The organism is Cellulosimicrobium sp. So1_17 (assembly GCF_055181235.1).
In genome coordinates this window covers 4308151-4332314 of the sequence record NZ_CM143702.1, presented here as the reverse complement: position 1 = coordinate 4332314, position 24164 = coordinate 4308151, and the positions used below count along the sequence as shown (strand labels likewise).

The 24164-nt window shown below is 73.0% G+C and carries 19 protein-coding genes; 12 read left to right on the top strand and 7 right to left on the bottom strand.

Translation table 11 applies throughout. The annotated features are described in order from the left end of the window. Positions 1 to 102: 102 nt before the first annotated feature. The 6 genes from ACZCLJ_RS19090 (at position 103) to ACZCLJ_RS19065 (ending at position 8344) form a co-directional block, all read left to right on the top strand. Positions 103 to 1065, top strand: a complete 963-nt coding sequence (locus ACZCLJ_RS19090) for an FkbM family methyltransferase (protein WP_463104909.1) — start codon at positions 103 to 105, stop codon at positions 1063 to 1065. Then, complete coding sequence (locus ACZCLJ_RS19085) at positions 1062 to 2582, top strand: glycosyltransferase family 4 protein (RefSeq protein WP_463104908.1); 1521 nt, start codon at positions 1062 to 1064, stop codon at positions 2580 to 2582. The genes ACZCLJ_RS19090 and ACZCLJ_RS19085 overlap by 4 nt, the downstream gene beginning before the upstream one ends. Then, the gene (locus ACZCLJ_RS19080; RefSeq protein WP_463104907.1) at positions 2582 to 4102 is read left to right on the top strand and encodes a glycosyltransferase; all 1521 of its coding nucleotides are present in this window, start codon (positions 2582 to 2584) and stop codon (positions 4100 to 4102) included. Before ACZCLJ_RS19085 ends, ACZCLJ_RS19080 begins: the two co-directional genes overlap by 1 nt. A gap of 62 nt (positions 4103 to 4164) precedes the next feature. Next, the gene (locus ACZCLJ_RS19075) at positions 4165 to 5067 is read left to right on the top strand and encodes an ABC transporter permease (protein ID WP_251150362.1); all 903 of its coding nucleotides are present in this window, start codon (positions 4165 to 4167) and stop codon (positions 5065 to 5067) included. Further along, a complete protein-coding gene (locus tag ACZCLJ_RS19070) occupies positions 5067 to 6305 on the top strand; it encodes an ABC transporter ATP-binding protein (RefSeq protein ID WP_463104906.1) in 1239 nt (412 codons plus the stop codon). The genes ACZCLJ_RS19075 and ACZCLJ_RS19070 overlap by 1 nt, the downstream gene beginning before the upstream one ends. Beyond that, positions 6302 to 8344, top strand: a complete 2043-nt coding sequence (locus ACZCLJ_RS19065) for an ArnT family glycosyltransferase (RefSeq protein WP_463104905.1) — start codon at positions 6302 to 6304, stop codon at positions 8342 to 8344. The genes ACZCLJ_RS19070 and ACZCLJ_RS19065 overlap by 4 nt, the downstream gene beginning before the upstream one ends. 16 nt (positions 8345 to 8360) lie before the next feature. On the opposite strand, the gene ACZCLJ_RS19060 is transcribed toward ACZCLJ_RS19065, so the two are convergent. Next, on the bottom strand, positions 8361 to 10208 hold the full coding sequence (locus tag ACZCLJ_RS19060) for a DUF4214 domain-containing protein (protein ID WP_463104904.1): 1848 nt from the start codon (positions 10206 to 10208) through the stop codon (positions 8361 to 8363). A 5-nt stretch (positions 10209 to 10213) separates the two neighbouring features. Next, a complete protein-coding gene (locus ACZCLJ_RS19055) occupies positions 10214 to 12484 on the bottom strand; it encodes a DUF4214 domain-containing protein (RefSeq protein WP_463104903.1) in 2271 nt (756 codons plus the stop codon). A 148-nt stretch (positions 12485 to 12632) separates the two neighbouring features. Between ACZCLJ_RS19055 and rfbB the strand changes: the two genes are divergently transcribed. The 3 genes from rfbB to ACZCLJ_RS19040 all read left to right on the top strand — a co-directional run bounded on the left by rfbB (position 12633) and on the right by ACZCLJ_RS19040 (position 16536). Beyond that, a complete protein-coding gene (rfbB, locus tag ACZCLJ_RS19050) occupies positions 12633 to 13628 on the top strand; it encodes a dTDP-glucose 4,6-dehydratase (RefSeq protein ID WP_463104902.1) in 996 nt (331 codons plus the stop codon). A 220-nt stretch (positions 13629 to 13848) separates the two neighbouring features. After that, positions 13849 to 15048, top strand: coding sequence for an LCP family protein (locus tag ACZCLJ_RS19045; protein WP_463104901.1), 1200 nt, complete (start codon positions 13849 to 13851; stop codon positions 15046 to 15048). Between the two features lie 546 nt (positions 15049 to 15594). Further along, on the top strand, positions 15595 to 16536 hold the full coding sequence (locus ACZCLJ_RS19040; protein WP_251150369.1) for an LCP family protein: 942 nt from the start codon (positions 15595 to 15597) through the stop codon (positions 16534 to 16536). 64 nt (positions 16537 to 16600) lie between these two features. On the opposite strand, the gene ACZCLJ_RS19035 is transcribed toward ACZCLJ_RS19040, so the two are convergent. The 3 genes from ACZCLJ_RS19035 to ACZCLJ_RS19025 all read right to left on the bottom strand — a co-directional run bounded on the left by ACZCLJ_RS19035 (position 16601) and on the right by ACZCLJ_RS19025 (position 19003). Continuing rightward, entirely contained in the window at positions 16601 to 17137 is a 537-nt protein-coding gene (locus ACZCLJ_RS19035) for a hypothetical protein (protein WP_463104900.1), read from the bottom strand. 67 nt (positions 17138 to 17204) lie between these two features. Continuing rightward, on the bottom strand, positions 17205 to 17720 hold the full coding sequence (purE, locus tag ACZCLJ_RS19030) for a 5-(carboxyamino)imidazole ribonucleotide mutase (RefSeq protein WP_463104899.1): 516 nt from the start codon (positions 17718 to 17720) through the stop codon (positions 17205 to 17207). A 2-nt stretch (positions 17721 to 17722) separates the two neighbouring features. Beyond that, the gene (locus ACZCLJ_RS19025; RefSeq protein WP_463104898.1) at positions 17723 to 19003 is read right to left on the bottom strand and encodes a 5-(carboxyamino)imidazole ribonucleotide synthase; all 1281 of its coding nucleotides are present in this window, start codon (positions 19001 to 19003) and stop codon (positions 17723 to 17725) included. Positions 19004 to 19091: 88 nt separating this feature from the next. On the opposite strand from ACZCLJ_RS19025, the gene ACZCLJ_RS19020 reads away from it, so the two are divergent. After that, on the top strand, positions 19092 to 19580 hold the full coding sequence (locus ACZCLJ_RS19020; protein WP_251150373.1) for a GtrA family protein: 489 nt from the start codon (positions 19092 to 19094) through the stop codon (positions 19578 to 19580). Between the two features lie 63 nt (positions 19581 to 19643). On the opposite strand, the gene ACZCLJ_RS19015 is transcribed toward ACZCLJ_RS19020, so the two are convergent. Beyond that, complete coding sequence (locus tag ACZCLJ_RS19015; RefSeq protein WP_251150374.1) at positions 19644 to 20969, bottom strand: ATP-binding protein; 1326 nt, start codon at positions 20967 to 20969, stop codon at positions 19644 to 19646. 30 nt (positions 20970 to 20999) lie between these two features. Further along, positions 21000 to 21683 (bottom strand): response regulator transcription factor, encoded by a 684-nt coding sequence (locus ACZCLJ_RS19010; protein WP_251150375.1) that lies wholly within the window; start codon positions 21681 to 21683, stop codon positions 21000 to 21002. A 104-nt stretch (positions 21684 to 21787) separates the two neighbouring features. Between ACZCLJ_RS19010 and ACZCLJ_RS19005 the strand changes: the two genes are divergently transcribed. Together ACZCLJ_RS19005 and ACZCLJ_RS19000 are read left to right on the top strand one after the other, a co-directional pair. Further along, a complete protein-coding gene (locus ACZCLJ_RS19005; RefSeq protein WP_463104897.1) occupies positions 21788 to 23281 on the top strand; it encodes a sensor histidine kinase in 1494 nt (497 codons plus the stop codon). Next, positions 23278 to 24006, top strand: a complete 729-nt coding sequence (locus ACZCLJ_RS19000; RefSeq protein WP_251150376.1) for a response regulator — start codon at positions 23278 to 23280, stop codon at positions 24004 to 24006. The genes ACZCLJ_RS19005 and ACZCLJ_RS19000 overlap by 4 nt, the downstream gene beginning before the upstream one ends. The last annotated feature ends 158 nt before the right edge of the window (positions 24007 to 24164 follow it).

The window sequence follows — 24164 nt, the reverse complement described above, 5'->3', positions numbered from 1 at the left end:
CTCGTCTGGTCGGTTTCGGGGACCGAGCAAGCGTAGCCGAGGGCCGAGGACCCGCGTCGAGGCGTGCACGGCGAGCCGTTCGTCGTGGATATGCTGGCGCCCATGCCCGACGGTCCCCTCATCTCGTACGCGCAGAACCGCGAGGACGTCGTCCTCTGGCGCGCTCTCGGTCACGTCCTCAACGGGCGCTACGTCGAGGTCGGTGCGAACCACCCTCGCGTCGACTCGGTGAGCCGCGCCTTCTACGACCGGGGGTGGAGCGGGATCACGGTCGAACCCGTCGAGGCGTTCGCCGCCGCCTACCGGGACGAGCGGCCCCGCGACCGGGTGGTCCAGGCGGCGATCACCGACGAGCCTGTGGAGACCATCACGCTCCACGTCGTCCCCGGCACCGGCCTGTCCACCCTCGTGGACTCGGTGAGCGAACGGCACGACCAGGCCGGCTTCGAGCACGAGGACATGGTCGTCCCCGCCCGCTCGCTGGACTCCGTGCTCGACGAGAGCGGGTGGACGGCCCAGGAGATCCACTTCCTGCTCGTCGACGTCGAGGGCGCGGAGGAGTCCGTCCTGCGCAGCGTCGACCTCCACCGGTGGCGGCCGTGGGTCCTGGTCGTGGAGTCGACCCTGCCCAACTCGACCGAGCCCTCGCACGAGTCGTGGGAGCCGCGCGTCCTCGAGGCCGGCTACGAGTTCTGCCTCTTCGACGGCCTCTCCCGCTTCTACGTCGCGCGGGAGCACGCCGACGAGCTGCGCACGGCGCTCTCCTACCCCGCGTGCCCGCTCGACCAGTTCGTCGCCTACGCGCTCGTCGAGGCCCGCGCGTCGGCCTCTCGCTCCCTGGAGACCAAGGACCAGGAGATGGAGGAGGTCGAGCGCCAGCTCGTGCAGTGGCGCACGCGGGCCCTGGTCCAGTGGGCGGAGATCCAGGAGCAGCAGCAGCAGCGACCTGCTCCCGACGACTCGGCGGCGCGCCAGGAGCTGGAGGCCATCCGCCAGACCCTCTCGTGGCGGGTCACCAAGCCGCTGCGCGCCGTCCGCCGCCTGGCCGCGAGGAAGAGTTCGTGACGTCGGCCACCCCCGCCACCGCCGAGCGGTTCCTGGTCGCCCTGGACGCACGGCTCGCGACGGCGGCGCACGTCGTCCTCGGCGAGGACGAGGGGGGTGCGCCCGCCGAGGCCGGGACGACGGCCGCCACCCTGCTGCCCCGCCTCGTCGAGGCGGTCCGTGACGCCGACGCCGGCGACGACGCCCGGTGGCTCGTCCTCGTCGCGGCCCTGGGACGCTACCCCTCGTCGGACGAGCTCGTCGCCTTCCGGCGCTCGCTCGAGCTCGACCCGCCGGAGGCGATCGAGACCGAGATCCTGACGATCGCGCTCCGCCGCCCCGCGATGTACGCGGACCGGCCGATGCGGGTCGTCCGGTCCACGGTCGTCGAGACGGACTACAGCGCGCGGCACGACCATCACACCGGCATCCAGCGGGTCGTCCGCGAGACCGTCCCGCGGTGGGCGTCCGAGAACGACCTCGTCCTCGCCGCCTGGAGCGACGACCACTCCTCGCTGCGCACCCTGGCCCCTCGCGAGTCGGAGCGCGTCCTCTCCTTCGGCACCGGAGGGACGAGCGGCCTGACGCCCGGCGGGGACGCCGCCGACTACGAGCACGCGATGATCGTCCCCTGGCGCACACGCGTCCTCCTCCCCGACGTCCCCGTGGGGGCCGCGAGCGACGTGCTCGCGACGCTCGCGCGGTGGTCCGGCAGCACCGTCGGGCTCGTCGGCTACGACCTCATCCCCATCACGAGCGCGGACCTGCGGCCGTGGGGCGAGGCGAACGGGACGGCCGGGCTCCTGCACGTGGTCAAGCACGCCGAGCGCGTCGCGTGCATCAGCCGCTCCGCGACGGCCGAGTTCCGCGGTTTCGTGGAGGCCCTCCCGGCGCAGGGACTCCTCGGACCGCAGGTCGACGAGGTGCAGCTGCCCGCCATCGCCTCGCCCCTGCCCGGCTCCGACCCGGTCGACCCGTCCTCACGCCCCGTCGTGCTCTGCACCGGTACGCGCGAGCCCCACAAGAACCACCGTGCCGTCGTCCATGCCGCGGAGCGGCTGTGGCGCGAGGGCGTGGACTTCGAGCTCCGCCTCGTCGGAGGGTTCGGCTGGTCGGACGAGCCGCTGGGCGAGGCGACCGCACGGCTCCGCGCCGAGGGACGGCCTCTGGTCGAGCTGGGCCGCGTCAGCGAGCAGGTCCTCTGGGACGAGCTGCGAGCAGCCGACGCGGTCGCGTTCGTGTCGCTGCACGAGGGGTACGGCCTCCCGATCGCCGAGGCGCTCTCGGTGGGCACTCCCGTCCTGACGACCGCGTACGGCAGCCAGGCGGAGGTCGCCGCCGACGGCGGGTGCCTGCTGGTCGACCCGCGTGACGACGACCAGGTGACCGATGGACTTCGCAGGCTCGTGACCGACGGTGCCCTGCGCGAGCGGCTCAAGGGTGAGGCGCGAAACCGTCCGGAACGGACGTGGGACGACTACGCCGCCGACCTGTGGGACTTCCTGACAGGAGCGGAGCCGCCGAAGGGGGAGCACTGATGACGCCGACGAGACCGTGGGCCAGGCGACGGCCCGACCGCGCCGCCCCACCGCCCCTCGATCCCGATGTCGTCGCCGCCTGGTGCCGTCGGGTCCCCGTCCTCGCGGCGGCCCTCGACACCGCGGCAGAGGTCCCGCAAGCCTCTCCGTCGGCCGTCCGCCACGCCGTCGAGCGGATCGTCGACGTCCGCGACCCGTCACAGGTGTGGCTGGCCCTCGCCGTCCTCTCGGCGGTCCTGCCCGACGACACGACCGTCATCGAGACGTCACGGGCGAGCGAGTCGCACCCGTCCGCGCTCGTGGACCGGCTCACCCTCTTGACCACGCCGGAGTCTGCACGGCGCCGCGTCCGGGTCGAGTCGGGCAGCACGGTGGTCGACGTCGCGCACACCGCCTCGACGACCCTGATGACCGGGATCCAGCGCGTCGCCCGCGAGTCGACCCGCCGCTGGCTCGCCAAGGACGTGGTGGCGGTCGCGTGGACCGCGGGGCTCGACGCCATCCGTGAGCTGACGCCCGTCGAGCACGACCGCATCGTCCGGGCCGTCGCCGCCGAGGAGAGCGACGAGGCCCAGGACGAGGCGGTGGTCGTCGTCCCCTGGCGCACCACGTACGTGCTGCCGGAGCTGGCGATCGACCAGCCCCGGACCGAGCGCCTCCGTGCGCTCGCCCGCTTCTCCCGCAGCAGCTTCACGGCGATCGGCTTCGACCTCATCCCGCTGACCACCGGAGAGACCACGGCGCCGGGGATGCCCGGCGCCTTCGCGGGCACGATGACGGCGATGCGGCACGGCGCACGCGTCGCGCCCATCTCTCGCGCCGCCGCCGTCGAGTACCGGGGATGGCGCACGATGCTGGGCGCCACCGGGCTCACGGGCCCGGAGATCGAGCCGGTGCTCCTGCCCACCGAGGCTCCGCCGTCCACCGAGGACGACCTGCGCGACGCCGCGGAGCGGTTCCTCGTGGGGACGATGCCGCTGGTGCTCGTCGTGGGCAGCCACGAACCGCGCAAGAACCACCGCGCGGTGCTCCACGCCGCCGAGGTGCTCTGGCGCGAGGGGCACGAGTTCTCCCTGACCTTCGTCGGCGGGAACGCATGGAACAGCGAGGAGTTCGTCGAGCGGCTCCGACGGCTCCAGGACCAGGGACGGGCCGTGGAGTCCGCCACGCGGGTCCCGGACAGGCTCCTGTGGGCCGCCTACCGGCTCGCCCGTCTCACGGTGTTCCCCTCGCTCAACGAGGGCTACGGGCTCCCCGTCGCTGAGTCGCTGGCCGTCGGGACGCCGGTGGTCACCTCGGCGTTCGGTAGCATGGCCGAGATCGCCGACGGTGGCGGGGCCCTCCTGGTCGACCCTCGCGACGACGTCTCGCTGCGAGACGGCATGCGGGCCCTGCTCGCCGACGACGCCACGCTCCTCCGCCTCCGTGCCGAGGCTGCCGCACGGTCGATCCGCACGTGGGACGAGTATGCGGAGGATGTGTGGCGCTTCCTCGTGGAGGGCGCTCCCCCGGCCCTGTGAGGCCGGGCGGCACGACTACTCTTGGGCGACCTCACGGAACCCCCCGACCGATCAGGACGGCGATGAACGACCAGCGCTCTGCGCGCGCCTCGACGCTCGAGGCCGAACCCTTCCGCCCGGCCGGACCGCGTCCCGGCTTCATCGGTGGCACCGTCCAGTCGATCCGCGACATCGTGGCGCACCGGGAGCTCCTCGGGCTGCTCACCCGGCGCGAGATCAAGGCGCGCTACAAGGACAGCGTGCTCGGCTTCTTCTGGAGCCTCGCCCGGCCCCTCGCGATGCTCATGGTCTACTGGGTGGCGATCGGCAAGTTCCTCGGGGCCGAGCGCGCCATCCCCGAGTTCGCCATCTACATCTTCACCGGCCTGACCGCCTGGCAGCTCTTCTCCGACATCGTCCTCACCGGTACGGGCTCGATCGTCGCGAACTCCGGCCTCATCAAGAAGGTCTACGTCCCGCGCGAGGTCTACCCGCTCTCGGCCGTCGGCTCCGCGCTGTTCAACTTCGTGATCCAGCTCGGGATCCTCATCGCCTTCACCGTCGTGCGCGGGCAGTTCCCCGTCGGCGCCCGATGGCTCTACTTCGTGCTGGCCCTCGCGGTGCTCGTCACCTTCGCGACCGCCGTCGCGCTGTTCCTGGCCGCGGTGAACGTGTACCTGCGCGACGTGCAGTACCTCGTCGACATCTCGCTCATGCTGCTGTTCTGGGCGTCGCCGATCGTCTACTCCTGGAGCCAGGTGTCGCAGTATCTCGACGGGGTCCTCGAGACGATCTACCTGGCGAACCCCATGACGCAGGTCATCCTGGCCTTCCAGCAGACCTTCTGGGTCGCCGGCGACGGGCAGTCCGTGCCCCCGAACCTGGGGACGAACCTCCTCATCATGCTGGGTGTCTCCGTCGTCCTCCTCTGGTTGGGTCAGCGCACGTTCGCCCGCCTCCAGAGCAACTTCGCGCAGGAGCTGTGATGAGCACCCCCGTCATCCGCATCGACGACCTGTCCAAGCGCTTCGTCATCCGCAAGGAGAAGTCGCTCAAGGAGCGACTCGTCAACTTCGGGCGGTCCAACAAGCACAAGGACGACTTCTGGGCACTGCGTGACGTGTCGATGGAGATCGACTCCGGCTCCACGGTCGGGCTCGTCGGCCCCAACGGGTCGGGCAAGAGCACGCTGCTCAAGATGATCGGCGGCATCCTGCAGCCCACGACGGGCACCGTCAGCCTGCGCGGCCGGCTCGCGGCGCTCCTGGAGCTCGGCGCCGGGTTCCACCCCGACCTCACGGGCCGGGAGAACGTCTATCTCAACGCGTCGATCCTCGGGCTCTCGCGCGAGCAGACCGACGGCTACTTCGACGCGATCGTGGACTTCTCGGGCATCGAGAAGTTCATCGACACGCAGGTGAAGTTCTACTCCTCCGGCATGTACGTCCGCCTCGCCTTCGCCGTGGCCGTGCACGTGGACCCCGACATCCTGCTCGTCGACGAGGTGCTGGCCGTCGGGGACGAGCCGTTCCAGCGCAAGTGCATGGACCGCATCCGCCAGTTCCAGCACGACGGCCGCACGATCGTCTTCGTGAGCCACTCGCTCGACCAGGTGGCCGACCTGTGCGACCGCGCCGTCGTCCTGGAGAGCGGACGGGTGATCGCCGACGGCGAGCCGCGCGACGCGCTGCGGACGCTGCGCTCGGAGTTCGACCAGATCCGCCGGGAGGACCGGCGCACCGTGCAGGCGGCCCGGGCGGTCGAGGACGTCGAGGACGCGCAGCCGGAGGACGTCGTGACCGTCCGTGCGGTCGACGTGGTCCGCTCCGACGGCGCGCCGGTCGCGGAGATCTCGCCGGGCGAGGACGTCACCGTGGTCGTCTCCGTCCACGCCTCCGCCCCCGTCGAGGACGCGGTGGTCGGGACGGGCATCGACTCCGGGCTGGGCGTCGCCGTCATCGGGACGAACACCCAGCTGCTCAGCCGGAGGATGCCGCGCCTCGAGGGCGACGTGCGGATCGCCTTCGACTTCCGCAACCTCCAGCTCGGCGAGGGGACCTACACGGTCCACGGCGCGGTCGCGAACGAGGCCGGCGTCGAGCTCGACCGGCTCCGTGACGCCTCGACGCTCCTCGTGGCCGGGGACGGCCGGTCCGTCGGCTTCACGACGAGCCCGGTCCGGGTGCGCGTGCTGGAGCCGGGAAGCGTGGCGGCGTCGGCATGAGCCGTCTCGACGTGAGGCCCGCGCGCCCGCGGCTCCACGCGGCGGCGCTCCTCGTCGCGGCGCCCGACCGCGTCCAGACGCTGCTGCTCAGCCTGAGCATCGCCGTGTCGGTCACGGTCCTCCTGGAGGTGTTCCGACCTCTCGTCGTCCTGCCGCTCACGGTGGTGCTCGTCGCCCTGATGTGGCGCCTCGTCCCGGACCCGGTGCCGGCCACCCGGCGCGCCGTGATCGGCACGTCGGCAGCCCTGGGCGTCGTCCTCGTCTGGCTCGCCGTCAACGTGCCCTTCGCGGCCCGGTTCGTCGTGGTGACGCGTGACCCGGGCTTCCTCACGCTCGAGGGCTTCTGGCTCCGCGACAACAGCTCCCCCGACATCCCGCTCGGTACCGGTGCCGACCTGCTCGCCCAGATCGACGGGGTCCGCATCGCGTCGATGGCGTACTCGACGAGCGGCGACGTCGTCCACGTCCAGGGCGCCAAGCTCCTGCCCGGGATCCTCGCGGTCGGAGGATGGGCGGGAGGTGATCTCGGCATCCTCGTGGGCAACCTCGTGCTCGGCGCCGTGGCGCTGCTCGCCGTGTACGCCTTCGCACGCCGGCTCGTCGGGCCGCTCTGGGCGCTCGTCCCGCTCGTCGGCATGGCGTGCAGCGTGCCGTTCGCGGCCTTCACCCGCGCCGCCTACACCGAGCCGATCACGGTCGCGTTCGGGTTCGCGGGCCTGACCCTGGCCTGGAGCGCGGTCGCCACCAGGTCGTGGTGGCAGTTCGCCGGTGCCGGTGCGTTCGTCGGCGCGACCGCGCTCGCTCGCGTCGACGGCGCCGCCCAGATGATCGGTCTCGTCGCCGCGCTGGGCCTCGCCGCGGCGTGCGCGACGCTACCCGCCGCGCGTCGACGTCTCGTCGTCGCGCTCGCGGCCGCGACCGCCGGAGGCCTGGCGCTCATCGCCCTCGGGTACCTCGACCTCGCGGTCCACAGCCCGAAGTACCTCTCCGACCTCTCGGCCCGCGTGAACATGCTCGGGCTCGCGCTCGCGGCGACGGTCGTCGTCGCCGTCCTCGTCAACGTCCCGCTCCTCTCGCGGCTCCTGGGCTGGGTCACGCTGCGTGGGCGGCGCATGCTCGCGTGGGGGTGCGCGGCCGCCGTCGTCGTCGTGGCTCTCGTCCTGGTCACCAGGCCCCTGTGGACCGAGAAGCACAACATCGACGGCGCCTCGCCCTATGCCGGCTTCATCGAGAACATCCAGAAGCTCGACGGGCTGCCGCTCGACGGGACGCGGTCGTACGACGAGCTGTCCGTGAACTGGTTGACCTGGTACTTCGGCGTGCCCATGGTCGTCCTCGCCTTCGCGGGCCTGGCCGTCGCGACGTACCGCGCCGTGGACCGCCGCGACCCCCGTCTGCTGGTCTTCGTCGCGGTGGTCGCCGCGCCGAGCGCGCTCTACCTGTGGCGCGTGAGCATCACGCCGGACCAGGTCTGGGCGATGCGGCGCTTCCTCCCGGTGACGATTCCTGGATTCCTCGTCGCCGCGACGCTGGCGCTCGTCGTGATCTGGGAGACCCGGCGCCGGTGGGCCCGGGTGCTCGCCGTCGTCGGGGCGGTCGCCGTCGCAGGATGGCCCCTGCTCACCTGGTCGAACATCTTCACGGTGGTCGAGCAGGACGGGCGGTTCGGCGAGGCGTCCGCGGCGTGCGACGCCGCGGACGGTCGACCTGTCGCGGTGCTGGAGACGGTCATACCCTACGAGGCGACGCTCCGGGCCATCTGCGGGACGGAGACGGTCGCCGTCTCGAACGCGGAACCCGAGACCCTCGCACGCCTCCGAGAGGCGTGGGGAGGCGACGTGGCCGTCGTCGCGTTCCACGGCGAGGTCATCCCGTGGTCCGACGGCGTCGTGCCGCCGCCCCTGCGGACGACGACGGAGACGATCTGGGAGCGCACGCTCGTGAGCCCGCCCCAGGAGGCGCGTACCACGGAGTCCAGGCTCTGGATGGGTGTCATCGAGCCCGACGGCACCGTCGTGCCCGTGCCGTCCGGGTCCTGACGGGCCGGCGCGCCCGTCAGGGGAACCGTCGGAGGGCGAGGTTGCGGTACTCGACCGAGCCCGCGATCCCCTCCCGCACCGCACCCTCACCACGCATGAGCAGCACGCCACCCCACGACACCTTGCCCGCACGGTCCGGCGCACGCCCGAGGAACACCTCGTAGTACCCGCCCGCCCGGTTGTTCGCCGCCTCCCGCGACCACCACACCCCCGACGCCACCGCCGCCCGGCCCGACGACGCGATCTGCCCACGCCAGTGCGCCACCTCCGACGCCGACGCCGACCGCCCCAGCATCACCTCGTACAACCGCCGCACGAACGCGTCGTCGTTGCCCCCCGACCGCTGGTAGAACTCCGGCGTCCGGTAGAACAACAACGCCACAGCGTCCACCGAGATGTCCCCCGACATCACACCCCGCGTCCAGCTGTTCAACCCCGCAGCATCCGGCTGACGACCCAGCACGTCCACGTACGCCTCACGCACCCGCAGCCGCACGTACTCCTCCGACCGCGTCAACGACCGCACCAGAGCGGCACGGCTCGTCCCCGAGACCAGCGCGGACGACCAGGTGGACAGACCCGCCGCGTCCACCGGGCGCTCCAGCAGGTCCTCGTACAACGCCCGCACCACCGACTGCGCCTCGGCCGGCGAGACCCCGGAGACGGTGAACCAGTCGCTCTTGAGCCCGAGCCGGGTGCGGACCTGGCTCCCTGTGAGCGCCACGACCTGCCCGCCCGTCGTGGTGACGTCCACCCGCGTCGCCCGGCCCCCGAGCTCGCCGAGCCCGTTGCGGGCAGCGACCCGCACGCCCGTGACCGTGCCGACGCCCAGGCGTGCCGAGAGCTCCTCCGGGGTGAACGTCACGGCCCACGAGCGGTGCGGGTTGCTCGCGGTCGCGTCCCCGGCGTCCACGACGGCCGGGAACGTCCCTCCGGCGGAGTACCCGCCGGTCGAGCTGCTGAACTCGGTGAGCGCGACGCGGTTGTCGGCGTGGCGCATGACCTGTCCCGACGTCCCCGAGACCGCAGCGTCCGACAGGGCGTGCTCGAGGGACGCTCGCGCGCCCGCGTCCGTGACCGTCGTCGCGCCGAGGTACACCTGGCACGCCGTCGTGTCGCACGTCTGCGCTCCAGAGGCCCGCACGCCGCGCGGGGCGAGCGCGTAGGAGCGCGCAGCCACGGTCTGGGCCCGCAGCGCTTGTGCACCACGTCCGCCGCCGAGCGCTCCCCACGACGCCGGCATCTCCCGCGGCACGACGCCCCGCAGGTAGGAGTTCACCGGGAGCGTGTTGACGGTGAACTGCGTCCCCCCGGCCGCGACGGCCCGCAACGTGCCCCGGTAGCCGTGGTCGACCCCGGCCTCGCACAGCTGGAGGAGGTTCGCGACGTTCGCCGGGTCGGCGGCCGTCGAGACGACGGCGCCTGACGCGACCTCCCCCCGGTCGGACCACGGCCCGGCGCACCCGGGGCCCGTGTGGTACCGCAGGCGCCCGTCCGCGACGCGCACGAGCCGCACCGCCGCGGCACCGGCGGCCGCGCCGTTCACGCGGAGGGACGGGCCCGTGACGATCGTGTCGGACCCGGTCTTGCGGAGGAGCTCGACGGAGAGGGAACCGTTCCCGGCGTCGCTCCGCAGACTCGTCCCGCCGTAGAAGTGCTGCAGGATCTGCGCGTGGGACCACCCGTGGTCGACGGCGTACCCGAGCGCTCCGTACTGGCCCATGCCCCGCCCGTGCCCGTAGCCACGGCCGGCGAACGTGATCGTGCCGTCGGCCGCTGCGGCCGGTGGTGCGGTCGGCACGACGACGGCGAGGAGGCCCACCATGGTGAGCACCAGCGCCTGGACGACCGACCGGGAGCGCATGATCGTCAGGGGAACCGGCGGAGGGCGAGGTTGCGGTACTCGACCGAGCCCGCGATCCCCTCACGCACCGCGCCCTCACCCCGCGTGAGCAGCACGCCACCCCACGACACCTTGCCCGCACGGTCCGGCGCACGCCCGAGGAACACTTCGTAGTACCCGCCCGCCCGGTTGTTCGCCGCCTCCCGCGACCACCACACCCCCGACGCCACCGCCGCCCGGCCCGACGACGCGATCTGCCCACGCCAGTGCGCCACCTCCGACGCCGACGCCGACCGCCCGAGCATCACCTGGTACAACCGCCGCACGAACGCGTCGTCGTTGCCCCCCGACCGCTGGTAGAACTCCGGCGTCCGGTAGAACAACAACGCCACAGCGTCCACCGAGATGTCCCCCGACATCACACCCCGCGTCCAGCTGTTCAACCCCGCAGCATCCGGCTGACGACCCAGCACGTCCACGTACGCCTCACGCACCCGCAGCCGCACGTACTCCTCCGACCGCGTCAAGGAGCGCACCACCGACTCCCGGCTCGTCCCCGACGCCAGCTTCGACGTCCACGTCGTCAACCCCGACGAGTCCGCCGCACGACCCAGCAGGTCGTCGTACAACGCCCGCACCACGGACCGCGCCTGGTTGAACGCCGCACCGTAGCCGTACGCGGTCGCACGGTTCCGGATGGACTGCAGGTGCGTGTAGCCGACCTGGCCGGGGCAGGCGGTGTAGGCGACGTCACGGTGACCGAACGTCGTGGGCAGGGTGACCGTCGTCCCCGCCGGGTAGCGGGAGTTCTCCCCGCCGCGTGTCGTGTAGCTCATGAACACGTCGGGGCGCACCCCGTAGGCGCCGAGCCGGAACCCGACGACGTGCGCCACGGCCTGGACCGCGGCGTTGCTCGGGGCGACGCTCGAGTGGTCGCCGAGGAACGCGATGCCCACGGTCGACGTGTTGAAGCCGCCCGCGTGCACGCCGATGATCGCCTTCGTCATGCTGTTCGCGCGGCCCTCGTAGACGTTTCCCCACTTGTCGACGACGAAGTTGTACCCGAGGTCGCACCACCCGCGGGTGTTGATGTGGTACGCCTGGTCGTTGCGGATGACCTGCATCGCCTGGGCGACGGACGTGTAGGAGTTGGGGTTCGCCGTGTGGTGGATGACGGCACCCACCAGGCGTGAAGCGGTGTCCGGGGTGCATGCCTGAGGAGCGGCTCCCCACCCTCCTCGGGAGATGACCGCCGGCCCGGCCGCAGCGGTCGCGACCGTGGCGCCGGCGCTCTCCACGAAGAGCGCGTTCGTCGTGACCGCCTCGCCCGTGGACGCGGCACCGGCCACCTCGGCCGCCGGGACCTCGGTCGGCTCGGGGGTGGAGATGAGCGTCAGACGGACGTCGGCCGGCAGCTCCTCCACCGCGTCGACGGTCGCCACCTGGACGGCGTCCGACTCACCGACGTACATCGTCCCCGTACCGGACCGGGTCTCGACCTCCGCGTCGACCGTGCCCGCGTCCGGCTGCTCGTCGGCGACCTCGAGATGCTGCCAGCCAGTCCAGTCCCCGTCCTGCGACCGGGTCCGTACCTGGAGCTCGGGCACCTCGACCGTCAGGTCGTCGGGCCAGGAGACGGCGACCGTCTGGAAGCCCTCGTTCTCCACGACCGGTCCCGCGGCGACGTCGTCCACGGCCTCGAGCTCGAGCTCGTCACCGGGGGCGACGGGCTCGGCCGGCTCGGCCGGAGGATCCGCCAGCGCCGGCTCGTCCGAGGGAGCAGCGCCGTCCTCGGCCTCCTCGGCGGCCTCGCTCTCGCCGGAGTCGTCGCTCGGAGCCTCGCTCTCCGGGCTCCCGCTCTCAGGAGCCTCACCGTCCGGGGCCTCACCGTCGGGCACCTCACCGTCCGGGGCCTCACCGTCGGGCACCTCACCGTCCGGGGCCTCACCGTCGGGCACCTCACCGTCGGGCACCTCACCGTCGGGCACCTCACCGTCAGGCGCCGCGCTCTCAGCGGTCTCGCCCGTGGCCGGAGCGCTCCGTGCCCCCGCCTGCGTCCGGGGGTCGGGAACGGAGACGTCCACGGCGAGCGGGTACTCGTCGATCCGGGGCTCCACGGACGCGTCCGCCGTGGGCAGCGCCGTCGCCGGAAGGAGCGGGGCCGGCACGGTCGGAGCGGGCAGGGACGGAGCGGAGGCGGTCGGACGCTCGACGGGCGCGACCATGGGCGGCCCGAACAGGGGCACCACCAAGGACGCGACGGCGACGAACGCGGGAACCACGGCTGGCGACACCATCGGCACTCCTCGGCGTGAACGGTTTGTACACGAAGTCAACGCCAGGTCCTCACCCTCGGCAAGGTGAGACGAACGGCGCGTCGTGATCCCGTCCGACGAACCTCAGTACAGTAGGTGCCGCCCGCAGCCCCTCTCGAAGGACCGTCACATGCGTCTGCTCGTCACCGGCGGAGCCGGTTTCATCGGCTCCAACTTCGTCCACCAGACGGTGCGTGAGCGTCCGGACGTCCGGGTGACCGTCCTCGACGCCCTCACCTACGCGGGCGACCGCACGTCGCTCGCTCCCGTCGCCGACGCGATCACGCTCGTCGAGGGCAGCATCACGGACGCCCCGCTCGTCGACCGCCTCGTCGGCGAGTCGGACCTGGTCGTGCACTTCGCCGCCGAGTCGCACAACGACAACTCGCTGAACGACCCGTCGCCCTTCGTCCAGACGAACGTCGTCGGCACCTTCACGCTGCTCGAGGCGGTGCGCAAGCACGGCACCCGCTTCCACCACATCTCGACGGACGAGGTCTACGGCGATCTCGAGCTCGACGACCCGGCGAAGTTCACGGCGAGCACCCCGTACAACCCCTCGAGCCCGTACTCCTCGACGAAGGCCGGCAGCGACCTCCTCGTCCGCGCGTGGGCGCGGTCGTTCGGCGTGCAGGCCACGATCTCGAACTGCTCCAACAACTACGGGCCGTACCAGCACATCGAGAAGTTCATCCCGCGCCAGATCACGAACCTCATCGACGGGGTGCGCCCGAAGCTGTACGGCGCGGGCCTCAACGTGCGGGACTGGATCCACGTGGAGGACCACAACGCCGCCGTCTGGAGCATCATCGACAAGGGTCGGCCGGGCGAGACCTACCTCATCGGCGCGGACGGGGAGAAGAACAACCTCGAGGTCGTGCGGACGCTGCTCGAGATCTTCGGGCGCGACGCGGAAGACTTCGACCACGTCACCGACCGCCCGGGGCACGACCTCCGCTACGCCATCGACGCCTCCACCCTGCGGGACGAGCTCGGGTGGACCCCGCGATACACCGACTTCCGCGACGGGCTCGAGGCTACCGTCGCCTGGTACCGCGAGAACGAGGCGTGGTGGCGTCCGGCCAAGGCCGCGACCGAGGCGAAGTACGCCGCCGTCGGCCAGTGAGTCCTTCCGGCGGGTCCGCCACCGGCGGACCCGCCGGCGCTGACGGCGTCGGCGTTCTCCACGATTCCTCTACCCACCGGGTCCTGGGGCGACGCAGAACGGTGACCTCCACCGCCTATGCTCATCGGTCGTGAGCTCTCGGAATCGCGGTCGCACGGCACCGCACCGACCCCGGACCGCGGCCGGTCCGGCGCATGCGCGACGCCTCCCGTCGAGGTCCGTGCTGCGGGTGCTGGCGCTGTGCGTGACCGCGTGCGTGGCGTTCGCGGGTGTCGGCGGCGCGACCGCTCTCTCGCGGTTCACGGGGAACATCGACGACGTCGACGCCGACACCCTGCTGGGCGACGACCGCCCCGAGGCCAGCACGCCCGATCCTGAGGACCCGAACGCCGGCACTCCCCTGAACATCGTCCTCATGGGCAGCGACGACCGGTCGGGAGCCAATGCGGGCCTCGTGGCCGACGACACCGAGGGCATGCGCTCCGACACGACGATGATCCTGCACATCTCCGCCGACCGGTCCCGCGTCGAGCTCGTGTCGGTCCCGCGCGACTCGACGGTCGACGTCCCGTCGTGCCCGACGACGTCGGGCACGACGACGAACCCGATGTCGGGCACGAAGTTCAACTCCGCGTTCGCGGCCGGCGCGGACCTCGGCGGCGACGTCGCCTCCGGCGCCCTCTGCACGATGCGCACGATCGAGAGCCTCACGGACGTCCGGATGGACGGCTTCGTCGTCATCGACTTCGCCGGCTTCCAGGCGATGATCGACGCGCTCGGCGGCGTCGAGCTGTGCATCCCCGAGGCGGTGCACTCGCCGAAGGCCAACAACCTCACGCTTCCCGCCGGGGTGCAGACGCTCGACGGCGGGACCGCGCTGAGCTACGCCCGTGCACGCACCGGGCAGGGCCTCGGCGACGGCTCGGACCTCGGCCGGATCGGTCGTCAGCAGGAACTGATGGCGGCGCTCGTCCGCACCGTGCTCGGGAAGAACCTCCTGACCGACGCCGGTGCGCTGGTGCAGTTCCTCGACGCGGTGACGAGCTCGTTGACCATGAGCGACAACTTCTCCTCCGTGACGGGACTCGCCGGACTGGCCTACAGCGCCAAGGGCATCGACCTTGGCAGCATCACCTTCATGACGGTCCCGAACGGCACCGACCCGACAAATCCCAACAACGTGGTGTGGACGTCCGACGCGGACCAGCTCTGGGACAACCTGAAGAACGACCGCCCGGCCGGAGCGACCAAGCAGGCCGGCGGCGAGCAGGATGCCGGTTCGTCCGACGCCACGCCCGAGACCGGCACCGGTCCGGCCGGGCCGGAGGACGCGACCGAGACGGCACCGGCCCCGGCCGAGACGAAGGACGCCGGCGAGGAGGCGTTCTCCGCGCAGGACGTCACGTCAGTGTGCGGGTGAGCGCCGATGACGCACGAGGGTACTGATCCGGGGCGACGCCCACCGAGCTTCACGCCGCAGGGCGGGAGGTCGCCACGTCCGTCGTCGGTCGACGACGCCATCACGATCGGCAACAGCGGTCAGCGCCCCGCACCGGTGCGGCGGCCGGCGGCCGACGACGCCGTGCGCCCCGAGCCGCGCATCCGACGCCAGTCGTCGCGAGAGGTCCCCGTCACGCCGACGCGCTCCTCGACACCCCCGCCCGCACGGCCAGCACGGCCGGTAGGCAGCCCGGCGGCGGCGTCCGCCCTCCCGCCGTCCGTGGCGCCGGAGCGTACGCCTCAGCGACGGACGCCGTCGACCCGCGTCTCGTCGTCACCCCGCGTCTCGTCGTCACCCCGCGTCTCGTCGTCACCCCGCGTCTCGTCGTCATCGCACGCATCGAGCAGCACGGCCTCGCCGGCTCGGCGTCCGGGCACGTCCCCGGCGCCTCCGGGTCGCCCGCCCGCGGGCAGCCCCAGACCGACGTCGCCCGCCGGGGCTCCGCGCGGGCGTGGCACCATCCGTGTGCGCAAGGGCCGCGTCGCCGTGCTCGTCGCCTGCGTCGTGCTCGTCGGGCTGCTCGCCTGGCCGATCGGCCTGCTCGTGTGGGCGAACGGCAAGATCCAGCACGTCGAGGCGCTCTCCGGTGCGGCCGGGACGCCGGGGAACACCTACCTGCTCGCGGGATCGGACGCGCGCGGCGAGGTCGTCGGCGAGGACGGCACCGAAGGCGCGAGGACGGACACGATCCTCCTCCTGCACGCTCCGTCGAGCGGGCCTGCGGCACTGATCAGCCTGCCTCGCGACACGTACGCCGAGATCCCGGACAACGGCGCCAGCAAGCTGAACTCGGCGTACTCCTGGGGCGGCGCACCGCTCCTGGTCCGCACGGTCGAGCAGCTGACCGGGCTCACGGTCGACCACTACGTGGAGATCGGGTTCGGCGGCGTCCAGGGAGTCGTCGACGCCGTCGGCGGCGTGGAGCTGTGCCTCGACTACGACGTCAACGACCCCAACAGCGGCCTCGTCTGGGCCGCCGGGTGCCACGTGGCCGACGGGACCACGGCGATCGCCTTCTCGCGCATGCGCTACTCCGACCCGAAGGGCGACATCGGTCGCGCCGAGCGTCAGCGACAGGTGATCGGGGCCGTCACCTCGAAGGCTGCCGACCCGGGAATCCTCTTCCGGCCGGCCGACCAGGTCTCGTTGCTCGACTCCGGGCTCGGCGCGCTCACGGTCGACGAGAGCACGGGGATCGTCGACCTGGGCAAGATGGCTCTCGCGTTCCGCGCAGCGAACGGCCCCGACGGCATCACGGGCACGCCACCCATCAGCAACCCCGACTACCGTCCCGGGAACGTCGGCTCCACGGTGCAGCTCGACCCGGAGCTCGCACCGCAGTTCTGGGAGGACATCCGCGACGGCAACCTCCCGCCCGGACAGGTCGGCGGGCTCCCCCAGCCGTAGCCCGGACCGCAGCTCGGACCACGCCCCGGGCGCCCGGACGTCGCGGCACGTCTCGAGGCGCCCGTCAGCCCTCCGGACGCGCCGTCGCCCGGCCCGGCAGCTCGGAGGACGCGACGAGCTCGACCCGCTCGACAGCGACGTCGAGGGGGTCGTCGGGAAGGTCGGGCACGGAGATCGCGAAGACCGCCGGGGCCAGGTCGTCCGTGCAGACGCGGTCCGTCCCCTCCTGCTCGGCGTCCTCGGCCGTGTACGACGCCACCTCGAGGACGTACGTCTTGCCGACCCACCGGCCCGCACGCGGGGTGACAGGGCAGGACGAGCTGCCGCGGGTGACGACGAGAAGCTCGTTCCCCTCGCCGCCTCGCAGCACGACCGGCGACGAGTCGTCGTCCGACGTGATGTCCGACGCACGGTCCACGGCGTCCTGGAACACGGGGTCCTGAGGGTCGACCACGGCGACCGCGAGCTCGGCGGTCACGCTCGGTCCCTCGTCACCCTCGGTCCCGGCCGTGGGACCGCAGCCGACGACGGCCACCGCGAGCAGCCCGGCGGCGGCGACCACGCCTGCTCGGGCGGCTGCGACGCGGAGGTCTCGCTGCACGTCCATACCCTGCCTGTGTCGGCCGGCCAGGCGATCTTGCCGACGACGCCGCGCGACCGTGGTCCGGCTACCGCGTCCGCGACTCCCGCAGGCGCGCGCCCTTCGCGCGCGCCTGGTCTGCCAGGTCCTCCTGGAACGCCACCATCCGCTCGCGCAGTCGCGCCGCGGCGTCGTCGGTCCCCGACGCGAGGATGCGCGCGGCGAGCAGACCGGCGTTGCGCGCCCCGCCGATCGACACGGTCGCGACCGGGACGCCCGCGGGCATCTGCACGATGGACAGCAGCGAGTCCATGCCGTCGAGGTGCTTGAGCGGCACGGGGACCCCGATCACGGGCAGCGGCGTGACGGCGGCGAGCATGCCCGGCAGGTGGGCCGCGCCCCCGGCGCCGGCGACGACGGCGCGCAGGCCGCGCTCGGACGCGGAACGCCCGTAGTCGATCATCTCGACCGGCATGCGGTGCGCGGAGACGACGTCGACCTCGACCGGCACGTCGAACTCGGCCAGGGCGTCGGCGGCAGCCTGCATGACGGGCCAGTCGGAGTCGGACCCCATGACGATGCCGACGATCGGGTTGTCGCTCATGGTCAGTGCTCCTCGTCCGAAGGGTTCGCGGTCTGCGACCCGGGGTTCTCGCCGCGCAGGATCGCGGCGGCGGCGAGCGCACGACGGCGCACGTCGTCCAGGTCGTCGCCGCTCACGTTGACGTGCCCGAGCTTGCGGCCGGGCCGCACGCCCTTGCCGTAGAGGTTCACCTTCGCGTCCGGGAAGGCCCCCAGCACGTCGGGGAGCGCGTCGGTGAGCTCGTCCAGCGCAGAGCCGAGCACGTTCGCCATGACGGTCCACCGGGCGCTCGGCGCGGTGTCGCCGAGCGGGAGGTCGAGGACGGCGCGCAGGTGCTGCTCGAACTGGCTCGTCACGGCGCCGTCGATCGTCCAGTGCCCGGAGTTGTGCGGGCGCATCGCCAGCTCGTTGACGAGGATGCGCGACGGCGCGGCGTCGCCTGCACCGCCGGCCCCGGCCGCGTCGGCCGGCACCTCGAACATCTCGACAGCGAGCACGCCGGTCACGCCGAGCCCCTCGGCGATGCGCACGGCGGCGTCCCGGGCCCGCTCGGCGTCCTCGGCCGAGAGGTCCGGCGCCGGGGCGATCACCTCCGCGCACACCCCGTCGCGCTGGATCGACTCGACGACGGGCCAGGTACGGACCTCGCCGCGACCGTCCTCGCCGCCGGACGGGCGTCGTGCGACGAGCACGGCGAGCTCGCGCGCGAACGAGACCTTCTCCTCGACAAGGAGCGCCGGCCCGCCGGCCGCGGCGGCGTCGATCCACTCGGCGACCTGCTCGGCCCCGCCGCCGGCCGTCGACACGACCCGCACGCCCTTGCCGTCGTAGCCGCCGCGCGACGTCTTGACGACGGCCTCCCCGCCGACCTCGGCGAGGAACGCGGTGAGGGCGGCGCGCGCGGCGTAGGGCGCGGTCGGCAGCGCCGCCCAGCGCGGGCACGGGGCGCCGAGCTCCGTGAGCCGACGCCGCATGACGATCTTGTCCTGCGCGTGCACGAGCGCGTCGGGCCCGGGACGCACGGGGGTGCCGTGCTCGAGCAGGTCGGTGAGCAGGGCGTTCGGCACGTGCTCGTGCTCGAAGGTGAGCACGGCCGCGGCCTCGCCCCCGGCCGGTGCGATGAGCGCCCGGATCGCCGCCTCGTCCGACGCCACGCCCACGGGGGTGTCGGTCACGACCTGGGCCGCCGACGTGTCGGGCGCCTCGACGAGCACCCGCAGGTGCACACCGAGCTCCCCCGCCGCCGGGGCCATCATCCGTGCGAGCTGTCCGCCGCCGACCACGGCGATCACTGGTGCTGCCACGTGCACCCACCCTAGTGCCTGTGCGCGCCCGCACCCACCGGCACCCACCGCCCCGCACGCTCCCAGGCACCCCGGGTAGCCTCGGTCCATGGCCCCCGGCACCAGCGCCCCGCGACAGCGGTTCGCCGACCGCGTGCGCGAGCTCGCGAAGTTCGGCTCCGTCGGCGCGCTCGCGTACGTCGTGGACCTCGGGCTGTTCAACCTGCTGAGCTTCGGCCCGGGCGAGGTGCTCGGCCACAAGCCCCTGACCGCGAAGGTCGTCTCCGTCGCCGTGGCGACGCTCGTCTCCTGGCTGGGCAACCGCTACTGGACCTTCTCCGCACGCCGCACGGAGACGCGCGGCCGCGAGCTCACGGCGTTCGTCGTCGTGAACGTCGGCGGGATGCTCATCGCCGTGGGGTGCCTCGCGTTCTCCACGTACGTCCTGGGCCTCACGTCGCCGCTCGCGAAGAACGTGTCCGCGAACGTCGTGGGGCTGGCCCTGGGCACCGCGTTCCGCTACCTGGCGTACCGGCACCTCGTCTTCACCGGGTCGGCAGAACCCGTCGAGGACGCAGAACCCGCCCGGGTCGGCTGACCGCCTCCGCCGCGCGAGCGCGGTGGAGGGTGCCGCCTCAGCGCGCCGGCGGAGGGCGCGGGCTCAGCGCCTGCGCCGACGGCGCCGTGACGGCACGGCGGTGCCGGTCGGCAGCACGACCCGCGGGTCGAGCCGGCGCGGCACGCCGGCGAGGAAGAGCGCGAAGACCGGCGGGCGGCGCTGGGCGAGCTCGAGGCGACCGCCGTCGGACGCAGCCAGGTCGCGCGCGAGGGCGAGCCCGAGCCCGGTACCGGCCCCGGACGTGACCTCACGCTCGAAGATCCGCGGTGCGAGGTCGTCGGGGACGCCCGCGCCCTCGTCGGACACCTCGGTGACCACCGCCCCGCTGGTGCCGGACGGACGCGCCCGCACCGTCGTCGTGCCGCCGCCGTGCTTGAGCGAGTTCTCGATGAGGGTCGCGAGCACCTGGGCGAGCGCCCCGGGCGTCGCGAGCACCTGGTAGTCGGGCGGCACGTCGACGACGAGCCGGCGTCCCGCCTTCTGGAAGGTCGGGACCCACTCCTCCTCCTGCTGGTGGACGACCTCGAGGAGGTTGACGGCCTCGGTCGTGCCGCCCTGCGCCTGGCGCGAGGACTGGAGCAGGTCGTCGACGACCCCCACGAGCCGCTCGACCTGCTCGAGCGAGATGCGGGCCTCCTCCTGCACGGCCGGGTCGTCGGACGCGAGCGAGATCTCCTCGAGGCGCATGCTCAGCGCGGTCAGCGGGGTCCGGAGCTGGTGCGACGCGTCCGCGGCGAACTGCCGCTCCGCCGCGAGGCGTCCCGCGAGCCGGTCCGAGCTGCGGGCCAGCTCCGCGGCGACGAGGTCTATCTCCTCGACCCCGGAGGGCTCCAGACGCGGTCGCACCTGTCCCGAGCCGAGCTGCTCCGCGGAGGCGGCGAGGTACACGAGCGGCGCGGAGAGCCGGTTCGCCTGCCAGACGGCCATGACGATCCCCGCGGCGAACGCCACGACGGCGGCCGCCACGACGAGGATCACGATCTGGGCGGCACGCCAGTAGGCCTCCCAGTAGGAGATCTCGACGACGATCAGGGCCCCCGACTCCGAGGTCGTGGCCGTGCGGATCGCGCGACCCGTCACCTCCTCGCCGGCACGCAGGAGGGTGCCGTCGGGGAGCTGGACGTAGACCGACGCCGGGATGTCGTTGCCGGCACCCTGCACGGCCTCCTCGATCGTGACGTCGGGGATCTCCTCTCCCGCGTCGACGCGCCTGTCGACCCGGGTGGCGAGACGGTCGGCCCGCGCCTGCACGTCGTCGGCCTCGCCCTGCAGGACGAACTGCGCGCCGAAGAACGCGAGGGGGAACCCCAGCAGGATCACGGCGACGGCGACCGCCGCCACCGTGGCCTGCAGCATCCGGCGCCGCACGCTACTCCTTGCCCTCCACGACCCGGTGGATCAGCTCTCGCCGGTCTCGAAGCGGAAGCCGAGCCCGCGGACCGTCGAGATGTAGCGGGGCGAGTTGGCGTCGTCGCCGAGCTTGCGCCGCAGCCACGACACGTGCATGTCGAGCGTCTTCGTCGAGCCGACGGGCTCGGAACCCCACACGTCCCGCATGAGCGCGTCGCGCACGACGACCGAGCCGGCGTTCGCGACGAGCACGCGCAGCAGCTCGAACTCCTTGGTCGTCAGGTGCAGCTCGCGCTCGCCCTGGAACGCCCGGTGCGCGGAGACGTCGACCCGCACGTCCTGCGCGCCGAGCTCCTCCTCGTCCCCCGTCTCGCCGTGGCTCCGTCGCAGCAGCGCCCGCACGCGCGCGAGGAGCTCGGCGAGCCGGAACGGCTTCGTCACGTAGTCGTCCGCCCCGGCGTCGAGACCGACGACGAGGTCGACCTCGTCGGCCCGTGCGGTGAGCACGAGCACCGGGGTGCTGAGACCCTTGTGCCGGATCTCGCGCGCGACGTCGAGCCCGTCCATGTCCGGCAGACCGAGGTCGAGCACCACGATGTCCGCGCCGCTCGCGGAGTCGATCGCCCCTTGACCAGTTCCTTGGACGACGACGTTGTAACCCTCACGTGTCAGCGCACGCGCCAAAGGTTCGGCAATCGCCGGGTCGTCCTCCGCTAGCAGTACGTGGGTCATTCGCTCATGCTAGGGCATCAGTACGACTTCGGTCCCCTCGTGCAGCGCCTCCTGTCCGACCGTGGTCGGACGTCACACCGACCCCTCCTGCCTAGGCTGGTCGCATGGGATGGTACGCGCGGCTCGGGCAGTGGAACGAGGAGCACCGCTTCGGGGTCGACCTCACCCTCACGGTGCTCGTCGCGGTCGTCTTCGTCCCGTCCTCCGCCGCGTTCGCGCCGAACGCCGGGACCGTCGGCGCAGACCTCAGCGGTGGATGGGGTGCGGTCTGGGCCACGCTGCTCCTCGCGCCGCTGCCGTGGCGGCGCGTGCGCCCGGTCGCGTCGGCCGTCGCGGTCTTCGCCGTGGCGCTGCTGCACCTGCTCGCCGGCTACCTCCTGCTGCTGCCCGCGGACTTCGCCGTGCTCGTCGCCCTGTACTCCGTGACGGTCTACGGGCCGCGCTGGGCCCACCGCACGGCGATCGTCTCGGCGCTCGTGGGCGCGGTCGTCCTCGGCCTGGCGCTCGGGCTGCGCTCCGGCAGCCTCGCGGACCTGGCGACCATGGTCTTCTTCACGTCCGCCTTCGGCGGCATGACGTTCCTCGCCGTGTGGGCGTTCGGACTCGTGCGCCGCTCGCGGCGCGAGACCATCGCCGCGCTCGTCGACCGGGCGGAGCGGCTCGAGGTCGAGCGCGACCAGCAGGCACGGATCGCCACCTCCGCGGAACGGGCGCGCATCGCGCGCGAGATGCACGACATCGTGGCGCACTCCCTGTCCGTGATCATCGCCCAGGCCGACGGCGGCCGGTACGCCGCCGCCTCCGACCCGGCTGCGGCACAGCGCGCGCTGACGACCGTCTCCGAGACGGGGCGGGCCGCGCTCGCCGACATGCGCCGGCTGCTCGGCGTGCTGCGCACCGAGGCGCCGCGTCCGTCCGGCGCCCCGGTCGCGGGGCCCGGCGCGCCCAGGGCCGCCCTCCCGGCCGCGGACGCGACACCGGCCGGCGGGGCGCCGCCCGCGACCCTCCCGACTCTCGAGACGACGCCGCAGCCGGACACGGCCGACCTCGAGACCCTCGTCGCGCAGGTGCGCGACAGCGGCCTGCGCGTGTCCCTCGTCCGCGTCGGCCAGGCGCGACCTCTGCCCCCCGGCGCCGGCCTCACGGTCTACCGGGTGTGCCAGGAGGCGCTGACGAACGTCCTCAAGCACGCCGGGCCCGACCCGACGGTCACGGTCGTCGTGCGCTGGGACGCGACCTCGCTCTCGCTCCTCGTCGAGGACGACGGCCGCGGCGCGGCCGCGGAACCCCCGGGCGCAGCGCCGGGACGGTCGGGCGGCTACGGCCTGCTCGGGATGCGCGAGCGCGCCGCCCTGTTCGGCGGGAGGGTGACGACCGGCCCGCGGCCCGGCGGCGGGTTCCGCGTCCACCTCACCCTCCCCCTGCCTCCGGCGACCCGCGCGGGTGCCGGGCCCACGGCGTCTGGCACGACGCCGGTCCCCCCACCGCCGCTCCCTCCTCGCGCGACCCCCGCGACGCCCGCGAGCCCTGCGGGGCCCGCGCCGGCGACCGGTCCGGCGAGCACTCTGCCCACCCCCACGACCGACAGGACGCCATGACCGACGCCACCGCCCTCCTCCCGTCCGACGAGCCCGCGAGCGCCCCGGTGCGCGTCGCCCTCGTCGACGACCAGCAGCTCGTGCGCGCGGGGTTCCGCATGGTCATCGACTCCCAGCCCGACCTGCAGGTCACGGTCGAGGCGGGCGACGGCCTGCAGGCGCTGCGGCTCCTCGCCGACCACCCGGTCGACGTCGTCCTCATGGACGTGCGCATGCCGCACCTCGACGGCCTGCAGACGACGGCACGGCTCACCGCGGCCGCCGCCGAGGGAGCGCACGTGCCCCGCGTCATCGTCCTCACGACGTTCGACCTCGACGAGTACGTCCTCGAGGCGATCCGGACCGGCGCGAGCGGCTTCCTGCTCAAGGACGCCCCGCCGGAGGAGATGCTCGCGGCCATCCGCACGGTGCACCGCGGGGACGCGGTGATCGCGCCGTCCTCGACACGACGCCTCCTCGAGCACCTCGTCACGGCACTGCCCGCCGAGCAGGTCGCGGACTCCCCCGCGCACGCGGCCGTCGAGGGCCTCACGGAGCGCGAGCGCGAGGTGCTCCTGCTCATGGCGCGCGGCCGGTCCAACACGGAGATCGCGAGCGACCTGTTCGTCGCCGAGGCGACGGTCAAGACCCACGTCGGCCGGATCCTCGCCAAGCTCGGCGCGCGCGACCGGGTCCAGGCCGTCGTGACCGCGTACGAGACCGGCCTCGTCCGCCCCGGGGCCTGACGCTCGTACGACCACGGGATGACGGCGCGCCCGTGAGGTCCCGACCGACGCCGGACGCGACGACGGCGGGCCGGTCCGTAGCGTCGAGGACGTTCCCGGGCGACGTCCCGGGTGCACCTCTCGAGACATCCGCACAGCAGCTGACACCAGGAGACGAC